This window comes from Nocardia stercoris (assembly GCF_003696265.1).
In the GTDB taxonomy this organism is placed as follows: domain Bacteria; phylum Actinomycetota; class Actinomycetes; order Mycobacteriales; family Mycobacteriaceae; genus Nocardia; species Nocardia stercoris.
In genome coordinates this window covers 183625-198855 of the sequence record NZ_RFFH01000007.1, presented here as the reverse complement: position 1 = coordinate 198855, position 15231 = coordinate 183625, and the positions used below count along the sequence as shown (strand labels likewise).

Below are 15231 nucleotides of genomic sequence, written 5' to 3'. Positions count from 1 at the left end.
GCACTCCTCAGACGGTCGCGGCGTAGCGGTTGCCCGGGCGGGGCAGCCCGAGGCGGGAACGGAGGGTGGGGACCAGGTCGGGCAGGCGCGTGACGAAGGTGGCCAGCGCGAGCGGCCGCAGCACTACCCCGTCCGCCGCGCAGCCGTCGTGGATGTCGGCCAGCAGTTCCCGCAACGTCTCCGGCGAACCGATGTGCCGCAACAGTTTCGGCTCATCGGTAGGGGTCCATGCCTCGAGCTGGGCGACGTCGGCGCGCGCCGAGTCGGCGGTGTCGGCCACGTGTACGTCCAGGTCGAGCAGGATCCGCACTCGGTCCGGATCGCGCCCGGCCCGCCCGACGGCGGAGCGCAACGCCGAGCGCAGCGCACGGGCGTCCGCGAGATCGGTTGCGGTGCAACGGATCAGATCCGCCCGCCGGACCGCGAGCTCCGTGCTGTGCGGATCGGCGGCGCGGATCGCCACGAGCGGCTGTCCCTGCGGCGGCCGGGGCGTGATCGACGGGCCTCTCACCGCGAAGTGCTCGCCGGTGAAATCGATGTAGTGCAATTTGTCGCGGTCGACGAACCGGCCGGTCGCCAGGTCGCGGATCTCGGCGTCGTCTTCCCAGCTGTCCCACAACCGGGTGACGACCTCGACCGCCTCGTCGGCTTCCTGCCACAGCGACGCCGCGTCCTGTTCCTGCTTGCGGCCGAACAGGTTCGCCGATCCGGGCGAGACCGTCACCTCCCAGCCGGCCCGGCCCCGGGTGGCGAAATCCAGGGAGGCCAGTGCCTTGGACAGATGGAACGGCTCGCTGTGGGTGACCGGGCCCTGCGGGATCAGGCCGATGCGGCGGGTGGCCGCGGCGGCCCGCGCGGCGATCCCGACGGCTTCCAGCCACCCGATCGCGCCGGCGGCCTGCAGATCGAGCGAGTCCGGCAGGAAGGCCAGGTGCAGGCCCGCCTCGTCGGCGGCGGCCAGGGCGCCGGTCCAGTAGTCGCCGGTGAACACGTCCTCGGCGCGGGAGTCGGGCCGACGCCAGGAGGCGGGATGGATTCCGGTGCTGGACAGTTCGATTCCCAGCAGCAGTGGTGTCGAGGGACTCATTCAGGCCTTCCTCTCGGATCCGGGGATCGCCGCGAGTAGTTCGCGGCTGTATTCGTGGCTCGGGGTGACGAACAGATCTGCGGTGGTGGCTGTTTCGACGATCCGCCCGGCCCGCATGACGGCCACCCGGTCGGCGATCCGGCGCACCACGGCCAGGTCATGGGTGATGAACAGGTAGGCGATACCGAGGTCGGCCTGGAGTTCCTCGAGCAGGTCCAGGATCCGGGCCTGCACCGAGACGTCCAGGGCGGACACCGGTTCGTCGAGCACCACCAGCTCCGGGGCGGGCGCCAGCGCCCGGGCGATCGCCACCCGCTGCCGTTGTCCGCCGGACAGTTCGGCGGGCAGGCGCGTGTGCGTGTCGGCGGGCAGTGCCACCCGGTCGAGCAGCTCGGCGACCCGAGCCCGGCGGGCGGTCCGATCGCCGATCCCGAACGCCCGCAGCGGTTCCGCGATCGAGTCGCCGATGGTGAGCTTGGGATTCAGTGCGGCGTAAGGGTTCTGGTACACGACCTGGATCCGGCGGCGGAGCGCGCGCAGCCGGTCACCCCGCAACCGGGTGATATCCGTTCCGCCGAGCGTGATCGTGCCCGCGTCGGCATCCTCGAGCCGGCTCAGCAGCCGGGCGGTGGTGGTCTTGCCCGAGCCCGATTCGCCGACCACGGCCAGGGTTTCGCCCTGTTCGACCTGCAGCGTCACGTCGTCGACGGCGGTCAGCGTGGTGCCGGCGACGGGGAAGGACTTGCGCAGGCCGGTCGCGGCCAGCAGCACCGGGGCGGCCGGGCGGGGCGGCCGGATAACGGTATCCAGGCTCGGCGCGGCGGCGAGCAGCTGCCGGGTGTACTCGTGGCGTGGACTGGCGAGAACCGTTGTGGTGCGGCCGGTTTCGACGACCTCGCCGTCACGCAACACCACGATCCGGTCGGCCCGCTCGGCCGCCACCCCGAGATCGTGGGTGATGAGCAGTACGGCGGTCCCCGATGCGGCGGCACGGGCGGCCAGGTGGTCGAGGACGCGGCGCTGCACCGTCACGTCGAGGGCGCTGGTCGGCTCGTCGGCGATCACCAGCTCGGGGGCACAGGCCAGCGCGATCGCGATCAGGACCCGCTGCCGCTGCCCACCCGAGAGATCCTGCGGAAACTGGCGGGCCCGCAGTTCGGGTCGGTCGAGCCCGGCCTGGATGAGCAGCTCGATCGCCAGCGACCGGGCGAGCGTGCGGGACGCGCGACCGTGGACGAGCAGGGCCTCGGCCACCTGATCACCGACCCGCAGTACCGGGTTGAGCGCGGTACCCGGGTCCTGCGGCACCAGGCCGATCCGCGCACCGCGCAGCCGGCGCAGTGCGGACTCGGAGGCGTCGTCGACGCGCGTACCGCCGAAGTCGATGCGGCCGGCGGTGATCCGGCCGCCGTCGAGCAGCCCGATCACCGCGTGCGCGAGAGTGGACTTGCCGGAGCCGGATTCGCCGACCAGCGCGACGGTTTCGCCCGCCGCGACCGTGAGCGAGGCACCGTCGAGTGCGACCCGGTTACCGTAGGCGACGCGCAACCCCTCGATCCGCAGCAGCGGCACGGACCCGGACTTGGTGGCCCCGGTGCGCGGGGCGGTGTCGGTGCTCATCGCAGCCCGTCCCGTGACAGCGCGCGCCCGATCCGCTGCGCGGACAGGACGAGCACCACGATCACCAGGCCCGGCAGGGTGGTGGTCCACCAGGCGGTGGCGAGGAAATTGCGGCCCTCGGAGATCAGCGAACCCCATTCGGGGGCGGGCGGTTTCGATCCGTAACCGAGGAAACTCAGCGAGGCGATCACGAGCACGGCGTTGCCGAACTCGACGGCGGTGAGGGCGAGCACGGGCGGGTAGGTGTTGCGCAGTACGTGCCGGACCAGGACCACCGGCCACCGCACGCCCGCCGCGAAGGCCGCCTCCACGTAGGGGGCCCGGCGCACCCGCACCACCTCCGACCGCATGACCCGCGCGAAGCGGGCGACCAGTGCGATGCCCACCGCGACGGCCACATTGCGGGTGCCCGGGCCCAGCACGGCGATCAACGCCAGTGCCGACAGCAGTTCCGGGACGGCCAGCAGCACGTCGACCGCCCGCATGAGCGCCGAATCCGTCACTCCACCGGCGGTTCCGGCGATCGAGCCGATCAGGGTCCCCGCCACCAGCCCGATCGCGACGGCGGCCAGGGTCGCGGTGATCGACAGCCCGGCCCCGTGCACGACCCGGGTGTAGGTGTCGCGGCCGAGGTTGTCGGTGCCGAACCAGTGGGCCGCGCTCGGCGCGCTCAACTTGGCGGCCGGCACACCGGTCAGCGGATCACCGGGTGCGAACCATCCGGGAACGACGACCCACCCGGCGACCAGCAGCACGACCACCCCGGACAGGATCAGGAAGGCGTGGGCGCGAACAGTTTTCGTCATGCCGCCACCTGCTCCGGGTGCAGCGGCCGGATCGGGGTGGCCGCGGCGTCCACCGGCCGCTCGGCCCGGCGCCGCACCACCCGCCGGGCGCGCGGATCCACCACCGGCAGCAGCAGATCCACCGCGAGCCCGGCGAGCACGAACGCCGACGCGGTCAACATCACCACGCCCAGGACGACGGGAATGTCGTGGTGCTCCACCGCGTCCTGGGTGAGCCGGCCGATCCCGGGCCGGGAGAACACGGTCTCGACCACCACCGAACCGGACAGCACCACACCCACCCAGACACCGGTGACGGCCAGGGCGGGCACCGCGGCCGGCCGCAGCACGTGCCGCAGCTGCACCCACCAGCGGGAGCCGCCCTTGGCGAACGCGATCGCGACGAACGGCTGCCGCCAGGTCTGCGCGAGGCTGCTGTAGAGCACCTGCCCGATACCGGAGCCGACCGGGATCGCCAGGGTGATCGCGGGCAGGATCGTGCCCGCGACACCGTGCCCGCCGAAGGCCGGTACCAACCGCAGACGGAACGAGAACAGTTGCAGCAGAAGCAGACCCGTCCAGAACGTCGGTGCCGCCGAACCGGCGGACGGTAGCGCGGTGAGCAGGCCGCGCAGCCACCGCGACCGGGTGTAGGCGGCGGCGACGGCGAGCCCGCCGCCGAAGAGGGTGCCCAGCACCAGCGCGGATCCGGCCAGCTCGAGGGTCGCGGGCAGGACCTGCGCAATGGCCTGGGTGACCGGCTGCCCGGTCTCCAGCGAGCGACCCAGATCCAGCGTCACCGCGTGCTCGAGCGCGGTCAGGTACTGGGCCCACAGCGGCCGGTCCAGGCCGTAGCGGGCGTGGAGTTCGGCGACCGCCGCCGCGTCCAGGGGCACGCCCGGGACACTGGCCGCCTGCGCCACCGGATCACCCGGGATCAGGTAGAGCACGACGAAACTGACCGTGAACGCCGCCCACAGCACACCGGCTGCTTGCAGGACACGGGAAACGAGGTAGCGCAGCACGATTCCGCCTCCTACTGCCGTAGCCAGGCGTCGTGGAACTGCAGCCGCCCCGAGGCCTCGAACTTCAGATCCGCGACGGAACCGGCGGTGCCGATGGCCTGCGACAGTTCGATCGTCGGAATCCACAGCCCGTTGTCGAGTACCGATTGCTGTGCGCGAGCGATCAATCCGGCACGCTGCGCCGCATCGGTGGTGGCGAGCTCGGCGCCGAGCACCTGGTCGAGATCGGGGATCGGCCCGCGGGCGTTGAAGTTCTGCTGGTCGAGACCGAATGTGGTGCGCAGGATGTCGCCGTCGGCGCGGGTGGTGTTGTAGTAGAGGGCGTCGTAGTCCTTGCGGTTCTGCCGCGCGGTGTACTCGGCGGCCGCCTGCTGATCCAGGCGCAGCTCGATGCCGGACTTCTTCAGCTGCTGCTGCACCAGTTCGAGGATGGCCTGATTGCCGGCGAAGACCGAGGCGTACAGCACCGAGAAGCTCAGCCGCTGACCGTCTTTCACACGGATCCCGTCAGGCCCGGGTGCCCATCCGGCCGCGTCCAGGGTCTGCGTTGTGCGCGCCCGGTCGAAGGTCAGGTCCGCCGCGTGATCGACGTAGCCGGGGGTGCGGGACGCCAGCGCGCTGGTGGCCGTCTTGAACTGCGGGCCGAGCACGGTGTCGACGAGTTCCTTGCGGTCGATCGCGGTCTGCAGTGCCTTGCGCACCTGCGGATCCCGCAGCGGGCCCCGAGTCACGTTGGGCTGCAACCCGAACGGGATGCCCGGATTCGTGAAGTTCAGGACGCGGCCGCCCGCGCTCTCGACCTGGGCCGCGTCCTGGGGCAGGACGTCACTGGCGGCGTCGAGCTGCCCCGACGACACGCTGCCGACCCGCACGCCCGACTCGGGGATCACCGTGAACTGGATCCGATCGAGATAGGGCTCGCCGGTGGTAGCGAAAACCGCGGAGCCCCAGGCATATCCGGCCCGCTTGGCCAGGGTCGCCGAGGCGCCCTGCTTCCAGTCGGCGAAGGTGAACGGACCGCTGCCGACGACCGCGCCGGCCGCGCAGCGGTCCTCGGCCGATTTCGAAGTGGTCGCGTCCGCGAGGATACCGAGTTGCGGGGTCGAGGTGGCCTGCAGGAATTGGCTGTTCGGCCGGTCGAAGTCGACGCGCACGGTGTGCGGATCGATCACCGTCGATCCCGTGTAACCGGCCAGGTAGCTCGCGCCGAGCGGTGCCTTGGCGCCGCCGAGCCGCACGATCGAGTCGAAGGTCCGGCCCACGCTGTCCGCGGTCAGCGGCGTGCCGTCGCCGAAGGTGACACCGTCGCGCAGGTGAAAGGTGAAACTGCGTGCGTCCGTGCCGATCTGCCAGCTGTCGGCCAGCCACGGCTTCGGTTGGCCGCTCGCCGGGTCCTGGTCGGTCAGCGAATCCACGACCTGCCGGTCCACATAGATGGTCTGGTTGGTACCGGCCTGCGCCGGATCCGGGCAGGTCGGGGCCTGGGACAGCCCGTAGCGCAGGGTGCCGCCGGGATGCGGTGTGCCACCGGTGGTCTCGCCGGTGTTGCCGCCACAGGCCGCGAGGGCCGTGGTGAGGGCGGCCACAGCGGCCAGTGCCAGAGCTCGTTTCATGCGTGGATTCCTTCGGATGTGGCGCGCTCGGCGCCGATCGGCCGGCTCGGGACGCGGCGGCGTAGCTCCGGCGCGACCTCGGCTTGGAAGAGTTCGAGACTGTCGCGATGCTGCGCGGCGGTGAAACCGTCGCGATCCGCCGGCAACGTGATCACCTCGTGCCCGAGCGCCTCGTGGTAGCGGCCGAGCTTGTCCAGGATCTGCTGCGGGCTGCCGATCAGCGCGGAGCTACGCTCGACGAAGTCCTCGAGGGTGGGAAAGATGATGTCCGAGCGTTGCGCGCGGACCATGGCGGCCTGCCGGGCCGCGAACAGCGGGCGGTACGCCTCGACGGCGTCCTGGGAGTTCTTCGTGACGTACAGTCCCGCGGTGCCGGCGCCGACCAGCGCGTCGGCCGGGTCGCGGCCGTGCGCGGCCCACTGCTCGCGGTAGTGCGCGACGAGTTCGGCGTACGGCTCGACCGGATTGGTCACGTTCGCGGAGAAGATCGGATCACCGTGGCGCGCGGCGTATTCCACCGATTCCCGGCTGGTGGCGCTGCCGTGCCAGATGCGCAGGCGGGGTTGCAGCGGCCGGGGGAGCGCCTTCGCCGCGCGCAGCGGCGGCCGGAAGTCGCCGGACCAGGTGACGCTCTCGCTCTCCCACAGTTGCCGCAACAGCTCGTAGCCGGAGCGCAACCGCGCCCACTGATCCGCGGCGGTGACATCGAACAGCTCGGCCTGTGCGGTCCCGTTGCCCTTGCCGATGATCAGTTCGAGCCGCCCGGCGGACAGGTTGTCCAGCGTCGAGTAGTCCTCGAACGCCCGCACCGGATCGAGCAGGCTCAGCGTCGTCACCCCGGTGAACAGGGCGATCCGGGAGGTGACCGCCGCGATATGGCTGAGCACCACCGGCGGTGCCGCCGAGATGAACGGGTCCTCGTGCCGCTCACCGACAGCGAAGCCGTCGTAGCCCAGTTCCTCGGCCAGCCGCGCACTGTCGACCACTCGCCCCAGCCGCTGCGCGGCCGTCTCGGTGGCCCCGGTCACCGGATCCGGCAGATGGGTGATCAGACTGAACAGCAACAGCTTCATCGGGTTTCGCGCCTCCATCGGTCCTGGCGGAAGCACCCTGCCCGACATCGGGGGGTTGCTGCGGTCTACGAGCCAGGTCTCCGAACCGCTCTGGATGGTGTCGTCGACGCTACGGTCCCGGCGCCCCGACGTCGCGGGTCACGATCAGCCTGAATCCAAATGGCGCAGCCGCATTCCCGGCGGCCACCACCGCCCACCCCGGCGGCAGCTGTCTGCGAGTGGCTCGCCGGACGCCCGACGGCTCTCAGTCCCGCCAGCCGGCGATCTCGACGCCGCGGGCGGTGTCGACGCGGAAGCCCACCGTGACGTCGGTGGCCGCGCCCTCGGCGAGCGGGATCCGCCAGGTCAGCTCACCGAGGTCGGTACGGTCCTGTGGGGTGGGCTGGCAGGTGACGTCCTTGACGACGATGTCCTCGTCGCGGGAGACCGGAATGCGTTCCAGGACAGTGACGGTCGTAGGCCGGCGGCCGTGGTTGCCGACGGTGATCCGGTAGCGGACCTCGCGGCGGCGCGACGTGCCGATGACGGCCTTGCCGGCGGTGCGGCGGACCAGCTCGCGGTCCACCCGGATCCGGTCGTCGACACCGAGATTCAGTTCCACCTCCTCACCCGGCGCCCAGGTGTCGAGGGAGGTGGTCCCGACGAACTCGGAATCGTGGAAGACCGACGCGCGGCCCGGGCGCAGGGTGTGCTCGGAGGTGTTGGTGGCGGTCGCGCGCAGGAACGCCTCGGTGCCCTGCGCCGGGAACGTGATGTGGTCCAGGACCGTCGCCAGGTCGACCACGGCGACCGTGGTGCGGTGGGCGGTGCCGTCCGTGGGGACGGCCACGGTGTGCGCGGGCCGGTAGGTGGTCGCGGTATCGCCGTGTTCCACGGCGGGGGTGTAGGCGCGTGCCGAGCGGGCGCGGACACCGTCGGGAACACCCGATGGCATCGGGGCACCGGCCGGGGCGCCGAAGGCGGCCGGCGCCACCGGCATCGGCGGGCGGACCCGGTCCAGGAACCACGGTGTCGTCTCGGGCAGCCGCGCGGTGCGGGCGGGACGGGCGGTGGACAGCGCCAGTGCGCAGTCCGGCCAGTCCTCGCCGGTGCTCTGGGTGATCTCGGCGTGCCAGGTGAGGGTGAGCCGGTCGCCGGTGAGGCGCAGGTCGTAGCTCGACGTCCACTGGGCGTTGTCCACGACGTAGGACAGTTCGAGCTCGATATCGCCGTCGGTGTCGCCGTCGAGGCCGACGAGCACGACCTGCCGGTCCGGTTCGCGCTGTGCGCGCCGCTCGGCGAGTTCGCGTTCCAGCGCGCGCAACCGTTCGTCACCCTCCTGCGTCCGGGTGCGCAGCTCGCGCTTGCCGGCCAGGACGGTGGTCAACTGCTCCGACAGCGAATCACTCAGTGCCGCAATACGATCGGGTTCGATCTCGCCGGCGGTTAGCGCTTTCGCGAACGCGCTCGCGGCTCGCCGGTTCACGCCGGTCAGCAGGTCCGCGCGGGTGTCGGCGACGGCCGTGCGGTCGGCCAGTTCCGCCAGGAGCTGCCGGGTCTCCTCGGCGGCTCGCTGCAGATCTCGGACGGCGGGATCGGGTGACTGCGAATGCCGTTCCGCGGCCACCTCCACCCACAGCACCTGCGTCGCCCCGCGCACGTCGACCCGTACCGAGTCCCGGTCCAGCTCCAGCGGCAGCCCGCCGATCGCCACCCGCTGATCGCCGGGCGCCGGTGTCACCGTCACCCGCCGGGTCACCCGCGCCCCATCCGGGAACACGGTCACGGCCACGATCGGCGCTTCCACAGTTGTCACGCCGCGAGAGTACCTGGGGCCCAGGACAACCGGCTGTTAGCCGGTGTCGTGGCCCGGTCGGGCGTCGATCCGCCGGACCCGGCCGTCTCGCTCAGTTCACACAGGGCACTCCGTCGTTCGAATCCGCCTGCACCGGTGGGCCACTGGGCCCGTCGCCCGGCGCGCCGCCGGTGCCCGCGTCGGAGATGCTGCCCGCGGAAGTGCCGGTGGGCGTGCCGGTTCCGCCGTCGGTCGCGGTGCCGGCGAAGGTGGCCTTGACGATGGCCTTGATCGCGTCGGGGTCGATGCGGTTGGCGCTCTCGCCGTTCACGGTGTAGAAGCCCTCGATCGGCAGAGTCTGGAAGACCGTGTTGCCGCCGGTGAGCGAGCGCAACTGCATGGCCATCGACAGGGCGTTCCACCGGCTGTCGATGACGATGTCGCGTTTGGCCGCGGCCATGATGTCGCCGGTCTTGGCCGGGTTGCCGAGAGTGCCGAGACTGCGGATGGAATGCGACGCCGACGACAGGAACGCCTGCTGGCGGTGGGTGCGGTCCAGGTCGCCGTTGGGCAGGCCGTGTCGCTGGCGGACGAAGGCCAGCGACTGCGCGCCGTCGAGGGTCTGCACGCCCGCCGGGAACACCGCCCCGGAGTAGTCGGAGTCGTCGACCGGATTGTTCAAGCACACCTTCACGCCGCCCAGAGCGGCGGCCAGGTCGTAGAACCCGGCGAGACTGACCTCGGCGAAGTGGTCGATCGCCACCCCGGTCAGCTCGCTGACGGTCTGCAGTTCGAGTTTGCGCCCGGCTTCGCGGCCGATGGTCTCGAGCTGGTGCTTGTCGGTGATGCCCTGCTGTACCGCGGCGGATTCGGCGGTGGCCTTGGCGTTTCCGTACGCCTCCTTGATCTTCAGCATGCCGTATCCGTGCACCTGGACGGCGTCGTCACGGGGGATGGAGAAGGCCTGCGCCTTCCCGCCGACGGCCGGAAGGTGAATCAGGATCAGGGTATTGGTGTTGTAGCCACCCTCCTGCCCGTCGCCGGCGTGCAGTTGGTCGAGGATGTCGGCCGGCAGCTGCTGCCCGTCCTGGTCCTTGCGGGTGTCGAGGCCCATCAGCAGAATGTTCGTGCCGCCGGCCGAACTCGGCGCTCCGTCGAGCGCGTGCGAGGACGCCATGGTGCCGGACATGTCGGCGAAGCGCTGGGCCGAGTACCCGAACAGCGCGACCAGTGCCACGACCAGGACCAGCAGGACGAGCCGGGTGATCCGCCACCAGCGGCGCGGCCGCCGCGCCGGTGCGAGGTCCGGTTCTCGGTGTGGCACACCGTAACCCGGGCCCGGCTGGATCTGGGATCGCCGGAGCGGCGGCCGCTGCCCCTGCGGTCCGGGGGACCTTCGGTCCTGCGGCGCGCCTGTCCACCGCGGCTGCGAACCGCCCGGCCGGCGTCCGTTCCCGGCCGGTCTCGGCCCGTCGCCCTGCATGAATCCTCCAGCTGTGCTCGATGCTCGCCCGAATATCGTCGGTCAGCCACAAGACGTTCCGGCTCCGGCGGATCGAAAATACCCAGCGACCGGATTCGCAGGCGAAGTCGGGACAGTGTCGCCGACCTTACCCGCGCAGTGCGGCAGGACAACTCGCCGTTCGGCGAGCGGTGCGACGTATAGGCGACATTCGGGACGGGAGTGCGCCGGGTGCTCGAAGTCCGTAGCGCCGCACCGGCGCGACAGCTGCCGGTCGAGGACTCACGACGGGACAGGCCGGGGAGGCGATCGGACGCTGCCCGCCGATTCGCTAGTGCCCCAGCCCTTTCGCCGCGGGCACCGGCGCGACGATGACCGGCGCGACGAACTGTTCCAGGAGCCGGTGTTCCTGCTCCTCGGTCTCGGCGGGCGTGATCAGTAGCGACAGCACGCAGCGCACGAGCCAGCCTGCGCGCCAAGTGGTCTCGGGGTCGTCGGGGTCGCCGAGGAAGGCTGCGACGAGATGCGCGACCACGGGGGAGCGGTCGGCGACGGCGGCCGCGATGCCGCCGCCGTCGGGGGTGAGCCAGGCCGACATGGTGGCGTCGGCGCGGACCCGGCGCAGCGCGGACTGGATGCCGGCGACGAGGCGTTCGCTCGGGTCGGTGAGCGCGCCGACCTCGGCGGCGACCTGGGTCCCCACCCGCAGGGCTTCGCGCTGGACGTAGGCCAGGCGCAACTGGTTGCGGTCGGCGAAGTGCCGGTACAGGGTGGCGCGCGAGCACCCGGCGGCCCGGGCCACCTCGGCCATGCCGACCGCGGCGACCCCGCGTTCGGCGAACAGGGCCGCGGCGACATCCAGGATGCGCTGTGCGGCGAGGTCGCTGTATGCCGTGCCGAGCCAGCGGTCGTGGCTCATCGTCGTCCTCCCATCGTTCGGCGAGACAAGTCTAGATGAGTTCTCGTGCCATTGACATTTACACCCAAATGTCTCACTGTCTGGATATGAGCTCGACAATGTCAGTCGTCCCGCCGGCCTTCGTCCCCTGCACCGAGGAGTCCTGGCGCGCGCCGTGGCCCATGTACCGCGCGCTCCGCGACCACGATCCGGTGCACCGGGTACGCCACGACGACCCGGCGGAGGACTACTGGGTGCTGTCCCGGTACACCCACGTCTACGACGCGGTCCGCGATCACGAGACGTTCTCCTCGGCCAACGGCCTCACCATCCGCTACGACGAGCTCGAGGCCGCCGGCCTGGCCGACAACCCGCCGATGGTCATGCAGGATCCGCCACAGCACACCGCGTTCCGCCGCTCGGTCTCGCGCGGGTTCACCCCGCGTCAGGTGGCCGACGTCGAGCCGGAGGTCCGGCGGTTCGTCGTCGAGCGGATCGAGCGGCTGCGCGCCGAGGGCGGCGGTGACATCGTCACCCAGCTGTTCAAGCCGCTGCCGACCATGGTCGTCGCCCACTACCTGGGTGTGCCCGAGAGCGACCGGGACCGCTTCGACGTCTGGACCGACCTGGTCGTGGAGGCCAGTGCCAACGGCAACCCGCTGCACGCGCAGCAGGCGATCGCCGAGATGATGGTCTACTTCACCGAGCTGATCGACCGGCGCCGCCGCGAGCCCGCCGACGACACCATCTCGCACCTGCTCGCGGCCGGAACCGGCGTCGCCGCAGACGATTACGCCGGCATCATCGAGATCCTGGGTTTCGCCTTCACCATGGTCGCCGGCGGCAACGACACCACCACCGGCCTGCTGGGCGGGGCGATCCAGATGCTCGCCCGGCAGCCGGAGCAGCGCGCCCTGCTCACCGCGGACCCGTCCCGCATTCCCGCCGCGGTGGAGGAGTTCGCCCGGCTGACCTCGCCCGTACAGGGCTTGTGCCGCACCACGACTCGCGATGTGGACCTGGACGGCACCGTCATCCCGGCCGGTCGCAAGACCCTGCTGCTCTACGGTTCGGCCAACCGGGACGACCGCGAATTCGGGCCCGACGCAGACGAATTGAACGTGCTGCGCGACCCCAAGCAGATCCTCACCTTCGCCCACGGCGCGCACCACTGCCTCGGGGCGGCGGCCGCGCGCCTGCAGGCGCGCGTCGCCCTCACCGAACTCCTGTCCCGCTGCCCGGATTTCGACGTCGACATCGACGCGGTGCGTTACGCACCGGGCTACTACGTGCGCCGCCCCACCACGGTGCCGTTCATGCTGTGAGCGCGACGGCTCGGCCCCGCGCTGCGACCGCGGAGCCGAGCCGATCAGGGCAGGTGCGGGAAGCCGACTCCGGTCAGCTGCTCGGACAGCTCCCACAGAGCCGCGGCGGTTTTCGTGTCGCGCGCGGCCCGGCTGCGGCCGACCGAGCCGGTGGGTCCGCGGGTGCCGAACCGCGGCCCGACGAAGGTATTGCCGGGCAGGTCCTGCGACGCCGCGTACAGGGTCTGGCGGGCACCGAACTCGGGCGGCGTCGCGAGGACCAAATTGGCCAGGCCGGCGAGCCGGTCCTCGATCGAGCGGCCGGTGTGGCCCTGCAGGTTGGTCGCCGAGTATCCGGGGTGGGCGGCGAGCGCGAGCAGTGGTGAATTCACCTGCGAGAGACGGCGTTGCAACTCCGCGGTGAACAGCAGGTTGGCCAGCTTCGACTGGCCGTACGCCCGCCACGGCGAGTACCTGCGCGACTTCCAGTTCAGATCGCCGAGATCGATCCGGCCCAGCCGATGCATGGCCGAGGACACCGTGACGACCCGGTCGGTGAGCTTAGGCAGGAGCAGGTTGGTGAGCGCGAAATGCCCGAGGTGGTTGACGCCGATCTGGCTCTCGAAGCCGTCGGTGGTCTCGCGGTAGGGCGTGGCCATGATTCCGGCGTTGTTGATCAGCACGTCGACCCGGTCGAGTCCGGTGGCGAACGCTCGCACCGACGCCAGGGACGCCAGATCGAGTTCGCGCACCTCGACCGAGCCGCTCATGCGCGCGCGAGCGGCGTCGCCCTTGGCGGTATCCCGTACCGCCAGAATCACATCGGCGCCGACCCGCGCCAGTTCGCGGGCGGTGACCTCACCCAGCCCGCTGTTCGCGCCGGTGACGACAACGGTGCGTCCGGTGAAGGACGGCAGGCCGCTCGATCTCCATTCGGTCATAGCGACGACCCTAGCGGTCGGTGCCGGGCTCGCGCGCGCATCAGGTCAGCCGGTAGCACAGGACACGCCCGGTCGAGTCCTGCATCCAGCCCAGGTCGGCCGAGCCGACCGGGCACTCCGTCTTGGACCCGACCACGGCGGTGATGACCATGTTCGCGGCCGGGTCGCCGCAGGTAGCGGGGTACACGGTCATCCGCCCGGTGCGGCCCGGTCCGGGCAGTCCCTCGGCGTGCAAGCAGGTGCCGACCTCGGCATCGTCGGCCGCGCCGCCGTCGGCGTGGGCCGCGGGCATCCCGAACAGCGCGGCCGCCACGGCCCCGGTCACGATCGTGCCGGCCCGGATCGATCTCGACTTCATCGGAACTTCCTTCCCGCGGGCGGTGTGGATTCCGGTCGGCCGGCGCGCGTCTGTGGCGCATTCCGTTGCGGCTGCTGCGGCGCAACGGTGGCCGAAACTCCCTCGATTATCGGCCCGACCAGCCACGATGTCGAACGGGGTCGGGTTTCGGCCCGTCAGCGCATGGTTCGGGCGGGGCCGGGCTACGGCCGGTCCGGCCGGGCCGCGGGCGGGATCCGCTGGATCGCCGACGCCAGATTCGGCAGGCGCAGCGCGGTCACCGCGGCGGCGTGCACGTGCGGGCACGCTCGGGTGGTGGCGGTGTCGATCACCGAGAGATCGCGCAGCACAGCGCCGTTGGCGCCGAGGTCGGCCAGCGCCCACTCCTCGACCACGGTTTCCACCGACGACATGGCCGAGCGCGTGTCCTCCGCCAGCCATTTGGTGAGGTACGACTCGAGCGTGGAGCACAATCGTTGCGCCGCAACGGGAGTCACCTCCGGTAGCACCGCGGTCTGTGCTGCGGGCCGGATCGCCGGTTCGGTACCGGTCGATTCGGCGACCGCGACGGCCAGCATCGTGCCGGCCGCGACACATGCCAGCCGGACGGCCGGCACGCCTGTTCTTCGGCGGGAATATGGCATGGGTATCGCGTCCTTCGGATCGGGTCGCGGCACCGAAGTAATTGCCGCCACCCCTGTCGGCTACCCGCCGATACCGATCCGAAACCGATCCGTGATGTTCACCTGCCCGATGTCTCGCCGACGTAATTGTCCGCCCTGGCCCCGGAGCGGCGAAGACCTCGGATCGGCCGACGGCCGATCCGAGGTGCGTCACCGATCCCTGCCGGAAACTAGCGGAATTCAGTCACCGGCCAGGCGGTCCTGGTCGGCGAGGAAGAAGGTGCCGCGGCCGTTCGCGTCCAGGGCCGTGTCCAGGACCTTGTCGTCCAGCAGGGCGGCGGCCTGTTCGTCCAGGAACACCCGGGAACCGTCGGTCAGCACGACCTGGTCCTGGTCGGCCGGCTCGGCCGCCACGGCCAGTTGCAAGGTGCCGGAGCCGTCGACCGTGTAGATCCGCAGCCCGGCATCGGGCGGGGTGTCCTCCCTGGCGGTGATCGTTCGGACGGCTTCGACGGCGGTATTCGTGAGCTTCAACATCTGTCTGGTCCTTCCATCGACGTGGTGCACGGAGAAATCGGGACGCGCCGAGATTCGGGGCTCCGCCCCAGGTTGCCGGTTCGCCTTCGATGCCGAACCGATCCGACGAGTAGGCCGCGGGCTGGAAGGCCCCGACAGTCGCCGGTGGCCGA

Annotated in this window: 14 protein-coding genes; 1 reads left to right on the top strand and 13 read right to left on the bottom strand. The window is 71.1% G+C overall.

Going from position 1 to position 15231, the window contains the following annotated elements; all coding sequences use genetic code 11:
* Positions 1-7: 7 nt before the first annotated feature.
* The 9 genes from EBN03_RS18340 to EBN03_RS18300 form a co-directional block, all read right to left on the bottom strand.
* On the bottom strand, positions 8-1087 hold the full coding sequence (locus tag EBN03_RS18340) for an LLM class flavin-dependent oxidoreductase (RefSeq protein WP_122189275.1): 1080 nt from the start codon (positions 1085-1087) through the stop codon (positions 8-10).
* Positions 1088-2707 carry a dipeptide ABC transporter ATP-binding protein gene (locus tag EBN03_RS18335; protein ID WP_122189274.1) on the bottom strand — a complete coding sequence of 540 codons (1620 nt, stop codon included), beginning with the start codon at positions 2705-2707 and terminating at the stop codon, positions 1088-1090. It lies immediately after the preceding gene.
* Positions 2704-3513: an ABC transporter permease gene (locus EBN03_RS18330; protein WP_122189273.1), complete on the bottom strand. Its 810-nt coding sequence runs from the start codon at positions 3511-3513 to the stop codon at positions 2704-2706. The genes EBN03_RS18335 and EBN03_RS18330 overlap by 4 nt, the downstream gene beginning before the upstream one ends.
* Positions 3510-4517, bottom strand: a complete 1008-nt coding sequence (locus tag EBN03_RS18325) for an ABC transporter permease (RefSeq protein ID WP_122189272.1) — start codon at positions 4515-4517, stop codon at positions 3510-3512. Before EBN03_RS18325 ends, EBN03_RS18330 begins: the two co-directional genes overlap by 4 nt.
* A gap of 11 nt (positions 4518-4528) precedes the next feature.
* Positions 4529-6130, bottom strand: a complete 1602-nt coding sequence (locus tag EBN03_RS18320) for an ABC transporter substrate-binding protein (RefSeq protein WP_122189271.1) — start codon at positions 6128-6130, stop codon at positions 4529-4531.
* Positions 6127-7203, bottom strand: coding sequence for an LLM class flavin-dependent oxidoreductase (locus tag EBN03_RS18315; RefSeq protein ID WP_122189270.1), 1077 nt, complete (start codon positions 7201-7203; stop codon positions 6127-6129). Before EBN03_RS18315 ends, EBN03_RS18320 begins: the two co-directional genes overlap by 4 nt.
* A gap of 244 nt (positions 7204-7447) precedes the next feature.
* Positions 7448-8998, bottom strand: coding sequence for a mucoidy inhibitor MuiA family protein (locus tag EBN03_RS18310; protein ID WP_199742865.1), 1551 nt, complete (start codon positions 8996-8998; stop codon positions 7448-7450).
* 91 nt (positions 8999-9089) lie between these two features.
* Entirely contained in the window at positions 9090-10301 is a 1212-nt protein-coding gene (locus EBN03_RS18305) for an LCP family protein (RefSeq protein WP_158675676.1), read from the bottom strand.
* Positions 10302-10770: 469 nt separating this feature from the next.
* Positions 10771-11358, bottom strand: coding sequence for a TetR/AcrR family transcriptional regulator (locus tag EBN03_RS18300; protein WP_122189268.1), 588 nt, complete (start codon positions 11356-11358; stop codon positions 10771-10773).
* 86 nt (positions 11359-11444) lie between these two features.
* Here EBN03_RS18300 and EBN03_RS18295 point away from each other — a divergent pair, with 86 nt between their 5' ends.
* Positions 11445-12662 (top strand): cytochrome P450, encoded by a 1218-nt coding sequence (locus EBN03_RS18295; protein WP_122189267.1) that lies wholly within the window; start codon positions 11445-11447, stop codon positions 12660-12662.
* A 44-nt stretch (positions 12663-12706) separates the two neighbouring features.
* Here EBN03_RS18295 and EBN03_RS18290 read toward each other — a convergent pair whose 3' ends face one another.
* The 4 genes from EBN03_RS18290 to EBN03_RS18275 form a co-directional block, all read right to left on the bottom strand.
* The gene (locus EBN03_RS18290) at positions 12707-13582 is read right to left on the bottom strand and encodes an oxidoreductase (protein ID WP_122189266.1); all 876 of its coding nucleotides are present in this window, start codon (positions 13580-13582) and stop codon (positions 12707-12709) included.
* 40 nt (positions 13583-13622) lie between these two features.
* Positions 13623-13940: an LppU/SCO3897 family protein gene (locus EBN03_RS18285; RefSeq protein ID WP_122189265.1), complete on the bottom strand. Its 318-nt coding sequence runs from the start codon at positions 13938-13940 to the stop codon at positions 13623-13625.
* A 182-nt stretch (positions 13941-14122) separates the two neighbouring features.
* Positions 14123-14563, bottom strand: a complete 441-nt coding sequence (locus EBN03_RS18280; RefSeq protein WP_147471630.1) for a hypothetical protein — start codon at positions 14561-14563, stop codon at positions 14123-14125.
* A 219-nt stretch (positions 14564-14782) separates the two neighbouring features.
* Positions 14783-15079, bottom strand: coding sequence for a hypothetical protein (locus EBN03_RS18275; protein ID WP_122189263.1), 297 nt, complete (start codon positions 15077-15079; stop codon positions 14783-14785).
* Positions 15080-15231 lie beyond the last annotated feature (152 nt).

Coding starts and splice junctions, on each gene's coding strand:
- EBN03_RS18340 (WP_122189275.1), bottom strand. CDS start 1,087: ATGAGTCCCTCGACACCACTGCTGCTGGGAATCGAACTGTCCAGCACC.
- EBN03_RS18335 (WP_122189274.1), bottom strand. CDS start 2,707: ATGAGCACCGACACCGCCCCGCGCACCGGGGCCACCAAGTCCGGGTCC.
- EBN03_RS18330 (WP_122189273.1), bottom strand. CDS start 3,513: ATGACGAAAACTGTTCGCGCCCACGCCTTCCTGATCCTGTCCGGGGTG.
- EBN03_RS18320 (WP_122189271.1), bottom strand. CDS start 6,130: ATGAAACGAGCTCTGGCACTGGCCGCTGTGGCCGCCCTCACCACGGCC.
- EBN03_RS18315 (WP_122189270.1), bottom strand. CDS start 7,203: ATGAAGCTGTTGCTGTTCAGTCTGATCACCCATCTGCCGGATCCGGTG.
- EBN03_RS18300 (WP_122189268.1), bottom strand. CDS start 11,358: ATGAGCCACGACCGCTGGCTCGGCACGGCATACAGCGACCTCGCCGCA.
- EBN03_RS18295 (WP_122189267.1), top strand. CDS start 11,445: ATGAGCTCGACAATGTCAGTCGTCCCGCCGGCCTTCGTCCCCTGCACC.
- EBN03_RS18290 (WP_122189266.1), bottom strand. CDS start 13,582: ATGACCGAATGGAGATCGAGCGGCCTGCCGTCCTTCACCGGACGCACC.
- EBN03_RS18285 (WP_122189265.1), bottom strand. CDS start 13,940: ATGAAGTCGAGATCGATCCGGGCCGGCACGATCGTGACCGGGGCCGTG.
- EBN03_RS18280 (WP_147471630.1), bottom strand. CDS start 14,563: ATGCCATATTCCCGCCGAAGAACAGGCGTGCCGGCCGTCCGGCTGGCA.
- EBN03_RS18275 (WP_122189263.1), bottom strand. CDS start 15,079: ATGTTGAAGCTCACGAATACCGCCGTCGAAGCCGTCCGAACGATCACC.